The organism is uncultured Salinisphaera sp. (genome assembly GCF_964012375.1).
In the GTDB taxonomy this organism is placed as follows: Bacteria; Pseudomonadota; Gammaproteobacteria; order Nevskiales; family Salinisphaeraceae; genus Salinisphaera.
The window spans coordinates 19,410-33,235 of record NZ_CAXGSH010000037.1; the positions used below are offsets into that span (position 1 = coordinate 19,410).

Below are 13,826 nucleotides of genomic sequence, written 5' to 3' on the forward strand. Positions count from 1 at the left end.
ACGCCCGGCGGTTATCGGTCGGCGCAGGCATCAACGCTTGTCGTGATCGACTTGCGGCTCGATCCCGTCTTCGAGCGCGGCACGGGCCAGGGCATGGGTCGCGGTCGGGCTGGTGATCAGCAAAAACAGCATCACGAATACGAGCTTCGCGGTCACGAGCGTAAGACCCGCCTGTAGCATCAGCCCGGCAAGCATCAGGATCATGCCGGCGGTATCGGTGACCGAAGCCGCATGCATGCGCGTATAGAAATCGGGCATGCGCAGCATGCCGATACCGCCAATCACGCTGAACAACGCGCCGCCTGCGAGCAAAATCCAGCTCGCGGTATCGATAAGCGCATTCATCCCAGAACCCGCAGGACGGTGCGGTAAGAACGGGCCGGTTCATACATCGGGCTTTTCCTTGCTCGCGGCTTCCCAGCCGAGATCGCCGTACTGCATGAACTTGAGCACCGTCACCGTGCCGATGAAATTGATCAGCGCGTAGATCAGGCCGAGATCGAGAAACTCCGGCCGGCCGTTGAGAAAGCCCAGCACCGCCACGAACAGCACGGTCTTGGTGCCGAACAGATTGATGGCCAGGATGCGGTCGTAGACCGTGGGCCCGAGCAGGGCGCGCACCAGAATCAGCAGCATGGTGACGACAATGGCGATGATGGCGACGAGAAACATCATGGGGTCTCCTCGCGGCGTGCGGGCGCGCCGAAGGGACGTTCGAGCCGGCGCACGCGCTGGTCCATGTCGCCGCCTTCCATATCCGTGGCGTTGTCTTCGGTTATTGCATGCACGATGGCGTCACCGCTTCGCAGCGCCACGGTCACCGTGCCGGGCGTCAGAGTGATCGAGTTGGCGAAGATCGCCTGGCCGAGCTCGCTCGACTGATGGGCGCGCAGGCGCACGATCGTCGGCGAGATACGACGCTCCGGCAACACGATGCGTTTGGCGACATCCCAGTTGGATTTCGCGATTTCGCCGCCCAGCCAGAGCGCATACAGCGGCAGGCGAGCAAGCAGATGCAAAGGCACGCTCTCGCGGTCGACAATGCCCATGCGATGGCATACATAGGCACAGAACAGCACCGAAAAGCCGCCCAGGCCAAGCACGATGGGCTTGTAAACGCCCGACAGTAGCAGCCACAGGGTGGCAGCGCCGATGATCAGCCCGAGCAAATAGCGCACGCGGTCCCCGAAAAAAGTTGCTTGTCTGAAGGCTACAAAGCGCCCGGGTTCCCGTCAATCGGAATCGGCGGCGGCCCGGCGTTCGGCCCGGGCCGCGAGCGTCTTGCGGCGTCGATGCGCGAAAAAGGCGATCACGGCGCTGGCCACCAGCAGCCCGCCCGAAATCATCAGCTGTTTCGCGTCAATGAGTTGCTCGGGCGAGAACGTCTGCTGCGCGAGCAGATCGGGAAGGTTGACGGTCGCGCCGAAGCTCACGAACGTAATCATGGGCGGCAGCATGCCGATGACGCTGGCCAGAAAGTAGGGCACCCACGGCACGCGCAGCAGCCCGCAGGCGTAGTTGACGAGGTCAAACGGCAGAAACGAGGCGCGCAGAACCACCGTGGTAGGGAAGGCCTGCTCGACGAGCAGCCGGCGGAACGCGGCGATACGGGGGTTCTTGTGGTCCTGGGCGTGTTCTTCGCTGCGAAAGAAGCGGGCCATGAAATAGGCGATGTTGGCGGATAGATTCTCGCCGATCAGCGCATAGACCAGGCCGGGCCCGAAGCCAAACAGGCTGCCGGCCGCGATGGTCAGCCACATCGCCGGGAAGAAGGTCAGCGAACGCAGCCCGTAGATCACGATATAGGCCAGCGGTGCGAACGGGTTGTCCACCACGTACTCGTAGACCAGGCGCATGATCTCGCGAATCGACAGATCCTGAACATAGATCCAGACCAGCGCCGCCACCAGCAGCGTGCCCCAGATCGCGCCCGCGATCAGGCGCGACAGGCGGCGCGACGATTGTTCAGTCATGGCTTGCTCGCACTGGCGGTGATCACTCGGAAATAGGGTGGCTGCGGCTCGCGCGCGCGCTGGGCACAGTCATGTACCTGCAGGCCCGCGGTTTCGAGCCATGTGCTCAGCTGGGCGACCTCGAAGCCGAGGTTGACGTGGTCGTAGGCGGCGACCGTCGACGCATGTTCGTGTCGGCCGATGGTGGCCAGCGTCAGGCGCCCGCCGGGGCGCAGGATGCGGGCGGCTTCGGTCAGCGCGGTTTCGGGTGTTTCGCTGTAGCTTAACGCATGCAGCAAGAAGGCCTGGTCGAAGCTGGCGTCGTCGAACGGCAGCGCATGCATGTCGCCGATTCGAAAACCCACGTTGGTCTGTTGGCTCAGGCGGGTACGTGCGGCATCGATGACCGCTGCGCTGCGATCGACACAGGTCACGTGGCGGGCGCGTCGGCAGAGTAGTTCGGCAAGTACGCCGTCGCCCGAGGCGATATCGAGGACATCGCCCAGTTCGAGCAGTTCGATGAGCGCACGGCTCATGGCTTCCCAGGTTCGACCCGGCGAATACTGGCGTTCCATGCTGCCCGCGACCGACTCCACCCAGCTGCTGCGCGCCGTGCGCTGGCGCACGATCGCTGCTGCATGCTCGCGGTCGCGATGCACCACGGCATCGTCCAGGGTATCCAGCAGCGCCCCCCAGAGCGGACGCATATCGTGGTGCCAGCGTTTGACGTCCACGCTGTAGAAACGGGCGTTCGCCACCGCGCGATCCTGCACCAGTTCGGCTTCGCGCAGCCGTGCCAGATGGCTCGATACGCGGCTCTGGGTGAGCTGGGTGACGTTGGTGAGTTCCGCGACCGTCATCGGCTGGTCGATAAGCAGCAGCAACAGCCGCAGCCGGGTGGGCTCGGCCAGCAGGCGCAGAAGCTGGGTGCTATCGGCAAGATCGAGCATTCGCAACGAACCGGAACAAAGAAAGATACCGGTGCCAGCCGTCAGGTGGCCCGAGCGATCGGGGGCCTGGCGCGGCGCCAATAAAAAAGGCCGCCCCCGTAGAGAGCGGCCCGGTGGGCAAAAGGATACCCGATTTAGCTTGAACTGGAGCTAGAGCCCGAATTGGAGCTGGCGTTGTCGTTGCCAGAGCCGGAGGTCGAGCCGGTATTCGAACTTGAGCCGCTGGTCGAGCCGCTACCGCTGGTCGAGCTGCTGGCAGTGTTCGAGGACGTGCTGGGCTTGGTTGAGCCGCTGGCCTGTTTGCTGGCCGTGCCGCTGCTGGCGCTACGCTTGCGCGTGGTCGTCGATTTGCGGGTGCCGCTCTTGGCGGTGCCGGACTTGCTTGCGGCCGTGCTCTTCTTGGCGCTGCCCGAACCCGTCGAGGCGCTGCGCTTGCTCGTGCTGGCGCGACTCTTCGTGCCGCTGGTCGCAGACTTCGCTGAGCTGCTGCGCTTCTTGGCGGTGCTCTTCGCCTTGGTCGGCGCAGCGCTTTCGGCTTTTGCCGTGGCCTCGTCCGCCGCCGATTCGGCCTTGGATGCAGCGCTGCTGGCCTTTGCCTTGGCGGTGCTGGCGGCCTGACCGGTCTTGCGTTTGGCCTGCGTCTTGCGCTTTTTGGCCTGGGTTGCCTCGGTCTTCGCCTCGGCCTTGGCCTGGGTGGCGGCATCCTGTGCAATCTGCTGGCTGCCTTCGAGATTGCGGCGGATCTCTTCGTTGATCTTGGCGCGCGTGCCGTCGAGGATCGCCATGCTCTCGCGAGCGTTATTCATGATCCGGTCAATGGTGTCCTGAATCAGCTGCAGCTGGGCCACGGCCAGCTCGCGCGGTGCGCCACCCTTGCGCAGTGTCTTGAGGCTCTTGATCGCTTCCTCGTAGTGGGTCTTGAGCGCCGCGAGTTCGTGCTCGGCGAGTTGCTCGATGCCATCGTAGACCGCGCGATTGGCGGAGGTGAATGCGCCCGTATAGTTCTTGCGCAGCTTATCGACATCCTTGCGCAGTTTGCTGATGCGGTTGTCGGATTTCGCCATGACCTGAGTTCGCCTTGCATTAAAAGGAAAACGTAGATAACCACGCGCCGCGCAGACTGTCAAAAACACTGCGCAATGTTACGAAATAGGGTGCCTCGACGTTGCCTGTCCGTCGGCGGCATGGCAGCCGTTACGATTGTGGCGCCACCGACAGTACGCTACCGTATCGCCACGAGTTCCAAGGCCTGGCCGCATTGGGCGGTCGGGGCAATGTTCATCTTATATGGAGTCAGCATCCATGCTTTATGAGGGATCAAAACTGTCGGTGGACGTCACCGACGGGATCGCCGTGCTGTGTTTCGATGCACGCGAACAATCGGTCAACAAGTTCGACCAGGCCACCATCAACGATCTCAACGAGGCCGCGAAGGCGCTGGCTCACGCCGACGACGTGAAGGGGCTGCTGGTCAAATCCGCCAAGCCGGCCTTCATCGTCGGCGCCGACATCATGGAATTCGGCGAGCGCTTCAAGGCCTCCGACGACGAGATGCGCGAGTGGATGGCCGATGCCAACCGCATGTTCTCGACCATCGAGGATCTGGATTTCCCGAGCGTGACCGCCATCAACGGCATGGCGCTGGGCGGCGGTCTGGAAATGTGCCTGTCCACCGATTACCGGGTGATGGGCGAGAAGGCCCAGATCGGCTTCCCCGAAACGAAGCTGGGCATCTATCCCGGTTTTGGCGGCACCGTGCGTACACCGCGTCTGATCGGCGCCGACAACGCGATTGAATGGATCGCTGACGGCAACCCGCGCCGGGCCGACAAGGCTTTCAAGGCGGGCATGGTCGACGCCGTCGTGGCCGAGGACGAGCTCGAAGCCGCGGCGCGCGATCTGCTCGATCGCGCCATCGCCGGCGAGTTCGACTGGAAGGCTCGCAAGGCCGAAAAGAAAGCACCGCTCAAGCTCAACAAGACCGAAGCCGCGATGACGTTCCAGACGTCCAAGGGCTACGTCCTGGGCCAGACCAAGGGCATGTACCCGGCACCGATCGAAGCCATCGACCGCATGGCCAAGGCCGCGAGCATGGAGCGCGACGCGGCCATCAAGGAAGAAACCGAGGGTTTCATCAAGCTGGCTAAGACGACCGAAGCCGCTGCCCTCATTCAGCTGTTCCTCAACGACCAGCTGATCAAGAAGAAGGGCAAGAAATACGGCAAGATCGCCCACACCATCGAGCAGGCCGCGGTACTGGGTGCCGGCATCATGGGCGGCGGTATCGCCTACCAGAGCGCCTACAAGGGCGTGCCGATCCTGATGAAGGACATCAAGGAAGAGGCCATCGAGCAGGGTCTGGAGGAAGCGGCCAAGCATTTCTCCAAGGGCGTCGAACGCGGCAAGATGGACACCGCCAAAATGGCCGAGGGCATGTCGCGTATCCGCCCGACGCTAACCTATGGCGACTTCGGCAACGTCGATGCGGTGATTGAAGCCGTGGTCGAGAACCCGAAGATCAAGAAGAGCGTGCTTGCCGAGACAGAAGAAAAAGTCTCGGAAAAGACGATACTTGCGTCGAATACTTCGAGTATTTCCATCGATACGCTCGCCGCTGATCTCAAGCGCCCCGAGAACTTCCTGGGCATGCATTTCTTCAACCCCGTGCACAAGATGCCGCTGGTTGAAGTGATCAAGGGCGAGAAGAGCTCGGAAGAAGCGATCGCTACCATCGTCGATTACGCGCATCGGCTGGGCAAGACGCCGATCGTGGTCAACGACTGCCCCGGCTTTCTGGTTAACCGTATCCTGTTCCCGTACTTCTTCGGCTTCCAGCAGCTGATCACCGACGGCGCGGACTTCGCCAAGATCGACAAGGTCATGGAGAAGTTCGGTTGGCCCATGGGCCCGGCTTATCTGTCCGACGTGGTCGGCATGGATACGTCCCAGCACGTCGAGGAAGTGCTGGCCGAAGGCTATCCCGACCGTATGTCGAACGAAGGCAAGTCGTCGCTGGACGTCATGGTCGAAAACGACCGGCTCGGTCAGAAAAGCGGCGCCGGTTATTACAAGTACGAAAAGGACAAGAAGGGCCGTCCCAAGAAGGTTCAGGACGACAAGGCCTATGAGCTGGTCGCCAGCGTCCAGAAGGACGGCCAGAAGGACTTCGAGGCCGACGAGATCATCGATCGCATGATGATTCCGCTGATCATCGAGGCCGCCCGTGCGCTCGAGGAAGGCATTGCCGAAACCCCGAACGAGGTCGATATGGGCCTGATCATGGGCCTGGGCTTTCCGCCGTTCCGCGGTGGCGCACTCAAGTACGCCGATGCCCAGGGGCTGGCTACGGTCTGTGACAAGGCCGACCAGTACAGCCATCTCGGCAAGCTCTACGAGCCCACCGAGCGCATGCGGGAAATGGCCGCCAACGGCGAAACGTACTTCGGACAGTAAGGCGTTCGGCTCAACCAGTTTCGAGAGAAAATCATGCAAGACATTGCCAAGCAAGACATTGTGATAGTTGATGCGGTACGTACCGCGATGGGCCGCTCCAAGGGCGGCATGTTCCGCAACACCCGTGCCGAAGAGCTGTCGGCAGCGCTGATGAAAGCGTTGCTGGAACGTAATTCGGCGATCGACCCGGAAACCGTCGAAGACGTAATCTGGGGCTGCGTGCAGCAGACCAAGGAGCAGGGGCTCAACATCGGCCGCAACGCCGCCCTGCTGGCGGGGCTGCCGCATGCGGTCGCCGGCCAGACGGTCAACCGCCTGTGCGGTTCCTCCATGCAGTCGATTCATACGGCGGTGGGTCAGATCGCCGCCGGGATCGACGGGATCTTCATCTGCGGTGGCGTCGAGCACATGGGCCATGTGCCCATGGACTACAACGTCGATATCGCCCCGCAGTTGTCCAAGCACGTCGCCAAGCCTGCGGCGATGATGGGCCTGACCGCGGAAATGCTGGCCAACATCCACAGCATCGATCGTGAAGCCCAGGACACGTTCGCGCTGAACTCGCATCAGCGGGCGCACCGGGCCAACGTCGAAGGCGAGTTCGACGACGAAATCGTGCCGGTCAAGGGCTACGACGCCGACGGCCATATGTTCATGGCCAAACGCGACGAAGTGGTGCGGGCCGATGCCAGCATGGAAGGCCTGGGCTCGCTGCGTCCGGCGTTCAATCCGCGCGGCGGCACGGTCACGGCCGGCAACTCCTCCGCCATTTCCGACGGTGCGGCTGCCGTGCTGGTCATGTCGGCAGGCAAGGCCCAGGAACTGGGTCTCAAGCCGATGGCCCGTATCCGCGGCATGGCCGTGGCCGGCTGCGATCCTTCGGTGATGGGTCGCGGTCCGGTGCCGGCGAGCAAGAAAGCGCTCGAGCGTGCTGGCGTAAGTCTCTCTGATATCGACTATTTCGAGCTCAACGAGGCGTTTGCGGCACAAAGCCTGGCGGTGCTCAAAGAACTCGGTATCGAAGATCGCCAGGACGTGATCAACGTTCGTGGCGGTGCCATCGCCCTGGGCCACCCGCTGGGTACCTCGGGTGCACGCATCACCGGCGCGCTGGCGCATATCCTGGAAGACAAGGATGCCACCATGGGCCTGGCCACCATGTGTATCGGCATGGGCCAGGGCATCGCGACGGTGATCGAGCGGGTCCGTTAGGGCAGGCTCGAAAAGGGTCGTATAAAGAGCCGGTGGCGACACCGGCTCTTTTTTTTTGCATAGTAGCTACTGGCGCGCACGCGATAGGCGATATGCGCCTGACAGGATGACGCAGCGCGGTTAATATCGCCGCATGACCAAGTATTCGCTTCGCCTGCTCGTTTTCGCCCTCGTCTGGATCGGCGCCGCGGCGTCCGCCAATGCGCAGCAGACCCCGCCAAGCCCCGGCGTTGCCGCGCCGCCCACGGCACGAATCGTATCCAGCGAGCGGCAGGATTTTGCGACCTATCCGCTTATCGTCGATCGTATCGCTCAGCGCGGCGGCATCAACGGTAATATCTCGGCCACCCGCACGGTGGAAGGTGCACTGACGCGCATCACTTACGAACTGGCCGACAACGCCGACATCGAAAAGGCGGCGGCCGGCTATGCGCAACGCCTTGGCCGGGCCGGGTTCGATATCGTCTACGACTGTGAGGCTGACGGCTGCGGCCCCACCTTTCTGCGCGCATCGCCGGGCTATCGTATCGACGCCGAGCGTTTTGGCGGTCGCGGTGCCAAGCAGCAATACATGGCGGCCCACAAGGCCGATAGCGGCGGCGATATCTATGTCGGCATCCAGATTGCCGCCAGCGGGCCGGGGGTCGCGGTGCAGGTTGATACGCTACGGGTGAAACCGCGCGAAATCGGCGCCATCGCGGTCAATGCCGCGCAGATGGCCAACGATCTGGATACCCAGGGCCGGGTTGCGCTCTACGGCATCTTTTTCAATACCGACAGTACCCAGGTCAAGCCCGAGTCGCGGCCCACGCTCTCCGAGATTGCCAAACTCATGGCCGAGAGACCGGATCTGAGACTGCTTGTGGTGGGGCATACCGACAGCCGCGGCAGCTTCGATTACAACATCGACTTGTCGCAGCGCAGGGCGGGGGCCGTGGTCAACGCACTGGTCACCCGTTACGGCGTGGATACCGACCGACTCAAGCCCTGGGGCGTTGGCTATGCCGTGCCCCGGGCGAGCAACAAAAGCGACGTGGGCATGGCCGAGAATCGCCGCGTGGAGCTGGTGGTCTGGTAAGCGCGGGCGACCCAGCTAGCGCAGCGAGAACACCACGGGCACGACCAGTTCCAGACGGTTGCGACGCATGGATGCCGGCATCCGCGGCAAGGGCTCGGCGCGCGTAAGCATTTGTTCAGCGGCGCGGTCGAGCAGGGCCGAACCGGAACTCTGGGTAATGCGCCGGCTCACGATCCGACCGTCCTGATCGACCACGATATACAGCCGGACGGTGCCTTCTATTTCGCCCTGGCGCGCGGCTGCCGGGTACTGCTTGTGGCGTGAAAGCCAGGCCCGTAGCCGCACGATATAGTCATCGGTGGATTCGTCGCTCGTGCCATAGGCGCCGTTGGCGTCGCTTTCGACCTCGCGGGTCTCGGTGCGGGCAATCTCGGGGGCCTGGGCGGTGACCTGTTCGCTCGGCTCCACCGCGTCGATGGCGTTGATAGGTGCTACGGCGACGGCGTTGGCCGGCTCGGCCGCGGGCGCGACCGTCGGCGCCGCCTCGATCGTTTCGGCCGCCGGGCTCGGCGTTCCATCATTCGAGGCCACCGGGCTTTCGGCCGGTTCGGGGCCGATGTTGGCGACCGTTTCCGCTAGCTCCGGCGGCGCGACGGCGGTCGAATCGGGGGCGCTGGCCTGGCTTGCGGGCGGCGCGCCGGCCGCCGCGACCTCGGGTTTGGGCGCATCCACGGGTGCCTCGGCGGCCATGGCTTGCGGCGGCGGACCGGGGTCGAGTCGATCGAGTGAAACCATGACCCCCTCTGGCGACTCGGGCGCTTGGTTGCGATTGAATCCGCCCATCAGGAACACGATCAGCAGCAGCACGTGCAGACCGGCCGCAATCGCCAGCGCGAATAACCATTGGCGCTTGGATATACCCATGCCTGCGTTATTCCGGGGCCAGTGTGATCAGCCGCAGCTTGTGGCCGCCGGCGTCCCGCAACGCCTGCATCACGGCGACCACGCGGGTGGCGTCGCCGTCACCGTCGGCCTTGAGTCGCAGGGCGAGATCGGGGTCGGCTTCAAGCGCGTCGCGGGCGCGTTCCTCGAGCGCGTCGAGTTCGATCGGCTGACCGTCGATCGCGATCTCGCCGTCTGCGGCGATCTGTATCTCCAGGCCGTCCCGGCGCGCCTGGGCCTCGCTTTGCGACACCGGCGGCTGAATATCGAAGGCCTGCGGCGAGGCCAGGCTGCCCGCCAGCATGAAAAAGATCAGCAGCAGGAATACCACGTTGGTCAACGGCAGGATCGAGTCGTCCCCGTTGATACGCGAGCGTCGAGTGCGCGAGAAGTGCATGGCCATCGTCTAGCGCCGGCTGCCGCTGCCGGCCGCTTCCATCAACGAGAGTTGCTTCACCCCGGCAGCGGAGAGCGCGTCGAGTATGCGTACCGCGTCCTGAAGCTTCACACGCTCCGCGGGGCGCACCAGCACGCGCCGGTCGGGCGCATCGGCCAGCGCAATACGCACCCGCTGTATCAGCTCGTCCATGCCCACGTACTGACCGGCGAAACGCACCCCGTCCAGGCGTACGTCGACGAGCAGGGCACCTTCCACCGCCGGCGCGGCGCTGCCTTCGGCCGGGGTGTCGAGCACGATCGAATGCAGGTCGAGAAAGCTCGATGCCAGCATGAAGAACAGCAGCAGGATAAAGACCACGTCGATTAACGGCGTCAGGCTGATCAGCGATCGCCGCCGCCGGGACGCCTGCAGGCGCGCGCTAAACGAACGGGGTGCGCTTGCTGTGTTCGTGGTCATCGTCGCGGGCGGTGGCTGCGGACGTGCTACGGGTCAGATCGGCGGTGAATACGCGGGTTACGACGCTGTCCATTTCATGGGCACAGCGATCGACGGTGCGCTCGAGCCAGTTCAGGGCCACGATCACCGGCATGGCCACGGCCAGGCCGACCGCAGTGGTCAGCAATGCCTGCCAGATACCGCCGGAGAGCACGGCAGGGTCGACCTGGCTGCCGGCCTGTTCGAGATCGCGAAACGCTTCGATCATGCCCAGTACGGTGCCGAGCAGGCCCAGCAGCGGCGCCAGTGCGGCAATGACCTCGAGCGGGCGCAAATGGCTGCGCAGCGACTCGAGCATATCCCCGCCGTATTGAAGGATATCTTCGCGTAGTATGCCCTCGGCGACGCCGCTGCGCTGGCGCAGCTCGATCGCGCGGGCCAGGGTGCGGGCCGTGGGGTTGGGCGAGCGTTTTGCGCTGGTGACCGCGGCGCTCGCATTGCCGCCGCGATAGAGTTCGAGGGCGTTGCGGGCGGTACGCCGATCGTTGATGCGCACCCGCCGGAACTGAAAGATCTTGGCCAGTACGATCGTGATCGCCACCAGCGACATCAACAGCAGCAGGACAACCACGGGCCCGCCCAGTGCAATGATGCCGGCGGCGCCGGAAATAGCGTCTAGTAACGAGTTCACGTGTTCGCTCCGGGTCGTGAATACGTGGTCAGCGGGGGCGGGCAGGGCATCGCGTCGCCGTAATCACTTGATGAACGGCACGTTGCCGCGTTGCGAGACCGACAGCAGCGACAGGCAGTCGTCGCGTGCCCCCTGGTCGGAACGGCACTGGAGCACGTCGTTAAGCAGCATCTGGCCGATATCGTCACAGGCCAGGTTCTTGATATCGAAAACCTTGATGCTGGTCTTGTTCCGGGCCATGGGGCCGATCTGCACGGCCAGCCGGCGGGCGACGATGCCGTCGTTGTCGAACATCACGACGTCGAGCTGGACATCCTCAAAGGTCGAATCCGTAAGGTTCTGAGTGACCAGATAGGCTCGACAGGCGCCATCGACCGGTTCGAGTTTGTTGAGCTCGACATCGATGCCGCCGGCCTGGGCCGAAGCCGTAGCGCTTGCAACCACGAGAAAGGCAGCGATCAGTGCACGTATGACCATAATATATGTCCCAAGCCCGAGCATCGGCGCGATGCGCAGCGAACAGCGGATTGCGCAGGCGCGCCGTCGGCCCCGAGCAGAACGCCCGCCTGTGCCTGTCGTCATGTTAAACCCTTGCCAGTATTGCTGTTGCCCCGCGCGGGCGCAACCATCGCCCGCCGGCATCGACAGCGGCCGGGCAGAGCGGCAGACTTCTGGCTGATGCATTCATTGAGCAGGAGTGAGTCTTGAGCGTTTTCACGCAGATGGCCGCAACGGGTCATGAGCAGGTCTGTCATATCAGCGACGCCGACACCGGCCTGCGCGCGATCGTGGCCATCCATTCGACCACGCTTGGACCGGGGCTCGGCGGCGTGCGAATCCGCGAATACGATAATGAACAGGCTGCGTTGACCGACGTGCTTCGCCTGTCGGAGGCGATGAGCTACAAGGCCGCCTGTGCGGGTTTGCGCTGTGGCGGCGCCAAGGCGGTCGTGATGGCACCGTTTCCGCGTGATCGCGAGGCCGGCATGCATGCGCTGGGTCGGGCGGTCGACGGGCTGGCCGGGCGCTACGTAGCCACCGAGGACATGGGCATGAGCGAGTCGGATATCGCCTTGCTCAACGAAGTGACCCCGCATGCCGTCGGGCGCAGTCTGGAAGCCGGCGGCTCGGGTGATCCGTCGCCGCATACCGCCGACGGCGTGATCGCCGGCATGCGCGCGGCCCTGCGCGCGGCCGATCGGCCGGTCGAATTCAAGGGCCTGCGGGTTGCGGTCCAGGGCTGTGGCCACGTGGGCCTTGCGATCGTCGAGCGCATGATTGCGGCGGGTGCGCGGGTATGGGCTTCGGATATCAACGACGAAGCCTGCGAGCAGGCGGCCGCGGCCGGTGCCGAAATCGTCGATAACGATCGCATTCATGCCCAGGACGTGGATATCTTTGCACCCAGCGGAGTCGGCGCCATTCTCGACGAGCGGCGTATTTCCGAGCTCGAGTGTGCGATCGTGGCCGGGGCGGCCAACAACCAGCTGGCCACGCCCGAGGACGGTATGCGCCTGGCCGAGCGCGGCATCGTCTACGCGCCGGACTTCGTGATCAACGCCGGCGGGCTGATCAACGTCAGCGACGAACTCGATAGCGAAGGCTACAACGCCGAGCGGGTGCGTTTTCGCGTGGCGTCGATCGAAACCACGCTGGACGAAATCTTCGAACAGGCCCGGGCGGAGCGTCGGCCGCCGGAAGCGGTGGCCGTCGACATGGCCCATACGCGTATCGCGGCCGGCGCGCGCTAGCTGGAGCCAGCCTATACGCCTGGCCTGTGACGTCTATCGATGTGACAAGCAAAAAGGCCGCGCCCGGTTCGGGCGCGGCCTTTTCTTTTTCGCGGGCAGAACGTTTCTTTAGGCCGCGTTATCCCACTCGGGCGCGAAGGAGGGGTTGATGATGCGGCCGTCTTCGGAATGCAGCGCTTCGATTTCGCGCATCTCTTCCTCGGTCAGTTCGAAATCGAAGATCTCGAAATTGTTGGTCACATGCGCCTTCTTCGACGAGCGCGGGATGACCACCACGTCGCCGTGCTGGATCAGCCAGCGCAGGGCGACCTGGCCGCCGTTCTTGCCATGCGCCTTGCCGATGCGTTCCAGCGTCGGTTCGCTGAATACACGACCCTGGGCCAGCGGGCAGTAGGCGGTCAGCGCCATGCCGTGTTCGGCGACCTTGTCCAGCACCGGCTTCTGGCTGATATAGGGATGGAATTCCACCTGGTTGGTAGCCAGCGGCGCGGCGGACTGGCCCACTGCTTCCTCGATGAGGGTGGTGGTGAAGTTGCTGATGCCGATATTGCGTGCCAGACCCTGTTCGCGGACCTCGTTGAGCGCGCCCAGCGTTTCCTTGAGCGAGATGTCCGGATTCGGCCAGTGCAACAGCAGCAGGTCGACATAGTCGGTATCGAGCTTTTTCAGGCTTTCGCGTACGGATGCCTGCAGGTCGCCGTCGGCGAACTGGTCGGTCCAGACCTTGGTGGTCAGGAAGATGTCTTCGCGATCGAGTCCGGATTTCTTCAGGCCGCGGCCCACCGCCTCTTCGTTCTTGTACATCTGGGCGGTATCGATATGCCGATACCCTACGTCCAGTGCGTGGGCGACCATCGATTCCGCGTCCGCCGGTTCCAGCTCGAACGTACCGAACCCGATCGCCGGGATTTCTGCGCCGTTTGCGTTGACGTATTGCATACAAGACTCCTGTTTCGTGTCGCCAGCTTAGGGAAGCTCTGCATAACCTCTCGCGGATCGCGTTCGAGTCCTCACAGACGGTG

General features: G+C 63.7%; 16 protein-coding genes. 4 read left to right on the forward strand and 12 right to left on the reverse strand.

What is annotated here, in order from left to right:
* Positions 1 to 30 precede the first annotated feature (30 nt).
* The 6 genes from mnhG to ABNU97_RS08400 all read right to left on the reverse strand — a co-directional run bounded on the left by mnhG (position 31) and on the right by ABNU97_RS08400 (position 3,966).
* Positions 31 to 345: a monovalent cation/H(+) antiporter subunit G gene (mnhG, locus tag ABNU97_RS08375; RefSeq protein ID WP_293624018.1), complete on the reverse strand. Its 315-nt coding sequence runs from the start codon at positions 343 to 345 to the stop codon at positions 31 to 33.
* Positions 346 to 384: 39 nt separating this feature from the next.
* Positions 385 to 675, reverse strand: coding sequence for a monovalent cation/H+ antiporter complex subunit F (locus ABNU97_RS08380; protein ID WP_348766283.1), 291 nt, complete (start codon positions 673 to 675; stop codon positions 385 to 387).
* Positions 672 to 1,178 carry a Na+/H+ antiporter subunit E gene (locus tag ABNU97_RS08385; protein ID WP_348766284.1) on the reverse strand — a complete coding sequence of 169 codons (507 nt, stop codon included), beginning with the start codon at positions 1,176 to 1,178 and terminating at the stop codon, positions 672 to 674. Before ABNU97_RS08385 ends, ABNU97_RS08380 begins: the two co-directional genes overlap by 4 nt.
* Positions 1,179 to 1,232: 54 nt before the next feature.
* On the reverse strand, positions 1,233 to 1,973 hold the full coding sequence (locus tag ABNU97_RS08390) for a VTT domain-containing protein (RefSeq protein ID WP_348766285.1): 741 nt from the start codon (positions 1,971 to 1,973) through the stop codon (positions 1,233 to 1,235).
* Entirely contained in the window at positions 1,970 to 2,902 is a 933-nt protein-coding gene (locus ABNU97_RS08395) for a metalloregulator ArsR/SmtB family transcription factor (RefSeq protein ID WP_348766286.1), read from the reverse strand. The genes ABNU97_RS08390 and ABNU97_RS08395 overlap by 4 nt, the downstream gene beginning before the upstream one ends.
* Before the next feature lie 134 nt (positions 2,903 to 3,036).
* Positions 3,037 to 3,966, reverse strand: a complete 930-nt coding sequence (locus ABNU97_RS08400) for a phasin family protein (RefSeq protein ID WP_348766287.1) — start codon at positions 3,964 to 3,966, stop codon at positions 3,037 to 3,039.
* 238 nt (positions 3,967 to 4,204) lie between these two features.
* Here ABNU97_RS08400 and fadB point away from each other — a divergent pair, with 238 nt between their 5' ends.
* From fadB to ABNU97_RS08415, 3 genes are all read left to right on the forward strand, one after another.
* Positions 4,205 to 6,355 carry a fatty acid oxidation complex subunit alpha FadB gene (gene fadB, locus ABNU97_RS08405; RefSeq protein WP_348766288.1) on the forward strand — a complete coding sequence of 717 codons (2,151 nt, stop codon included), beginning with the start codon at positions 4,205 to 4,207 and terminating at the stop codon, positions 6,353 to 6,355.
* A 33-nt stretch (positions 6,356 to 6,388) separates the two neighbouring features.
* The gene (gene fadA / locus ABNU97_RS08410) at positions 6,389 to 7,567 is read left to right on the forward strand and encodes an acetyl-CoA C-acyltransferase FadA (protein ID WP_348766289.1); all 1,179 of its coding nucleotides are present in this window, start codon (positions 6,389 to 6,391) and stop codon (positions 7,565 to 7,567) included.
* A 133-nt stretch (positions 7,568 to 7,700) separates the two neighbouring features.
* Positions 7,701 to 8,645 carry an OmpA family protein gene (locus ABNU97_RS08415; RefSeq protein ID WP_348766290.1) on the forward strand — a complete coding sequence of 315 codons (945 nt, stop codon included), beginning with the start codon at positions 7,701 to 7,703 and terminating at the stop codon, positions 8,643 to 8,645.
* Positions 8,646 to 8,660: 15 nt separating this feature from the next.
* Here the strand turns inward: ABNU97_RS08415 and ABNU97_RS08420 are convergent, their stop codons facing one another.
* The 5 genes from ABNU97_RS08420 to ABNU97_RS08440 form a co-directional block, all read right to left on the reverse strand.
* Positions 8,661 to 9,509: an energy transducer TonB gene (locus ABNU97_RS08420; RefSeq protein ID WP_348766291.1), complete on the reverse strand. Its 849-nt coding sequence runs from the start codon at positions 9,507 to 9,509 to the stop codon at positions 8,661 to 8,663.
* Between the two features lie 7 nt (positions 9,510 to 9,516).
* The gene (locus ABNU97_RS08425; RefSeq protein ID WP_348766292.1) at positions 9,517 to 9,930 is read right to left on the reverse strand and encodes a biopolymer transporter ExbD; all 414 of its coding nucleotides are present in this window, start codon (positions 9,928 to 9,930) and stop codon (positions 9,517 to 9,519) included.
* Between the two features lie 3 nt (positions 9,931 to 9,933).
* Positions 9,934 to 10,383, reverse strand: coding sequence for a biopolymer transporter ExbD (locus ABNU97_RS08430; protein ID WP_348766293.1), 450 nt, complete (start codon positions 10,381 to 10,383; stop codon positions 9,934 to 9,936).
* On the reverse strand, positions 10,346 to 11,053 hold the full coding sequence (locus ABNU97_RS08435; RefSeq protein ID WP_348766294.1) for a MotA/TolQ/ExbB proton channel family protein: 708 nt from the start codon (positions 11,051 to 11,053) through the stop codon (positions 10,346 to 10,348). Before ABNU97_RS08435 ends, ABNU97_RS08430 begins: the two co-directional genes overlap by 38 nt.
* Before the next feature lie 63 nt (positions 11,054 to 11,116).
* Positions 11,117 to 11,530 (reverse strand): hypothetical protein, encoded by a 414-nt coding sequence (locus tag ABNU97_RS08440; RefSeq protein ID WP_348766295.1) that lies wholly within the window; start codon positions 11,528 to 11,530, stop codon positions 11,117 to 11,119.
* Between the two features lie 227 nt (positions 11,531 to 11,757).
* Here ABNU97_RS08440 and ABNU97_RS08445 point away from each other — a divergent pair, with 227 nt between their 5' ends.
* On the forward strand, positions 11,758 to 12,804 hold the full coding sequence (locus ABNU97_RS08445; RefSeq protein ID WP_348766296.1) for a Glu/Leu/Phe/Val dehydrogenase dimerization domain-containing protein: 1,047 nt from the start codon (positions 11,758 to 11,760) through the stop codon (positions 12,802 to 12,804).
* A gap of 108 nt (positions 12,805 to 12,912) precedes the next feature.
* Here the strand turns inward: ABNU97_RS08445 and ABNU97_RS08450 are convergent, their stop codons facing one another.
* Positions 12,913 to 13,743 (reverse strand): aldo/keto reductase, encoded by an 831-nt coding sequence (locus ABNU97_RS08450; protein ID WP_348766297.1) that lies wholly within the window; start codon positions 13,741 to 13,743, stop codon positions 12,913 to 12,915.
* Positions 13,744 to 13,826: the final 83 nt, after the last annotated feature.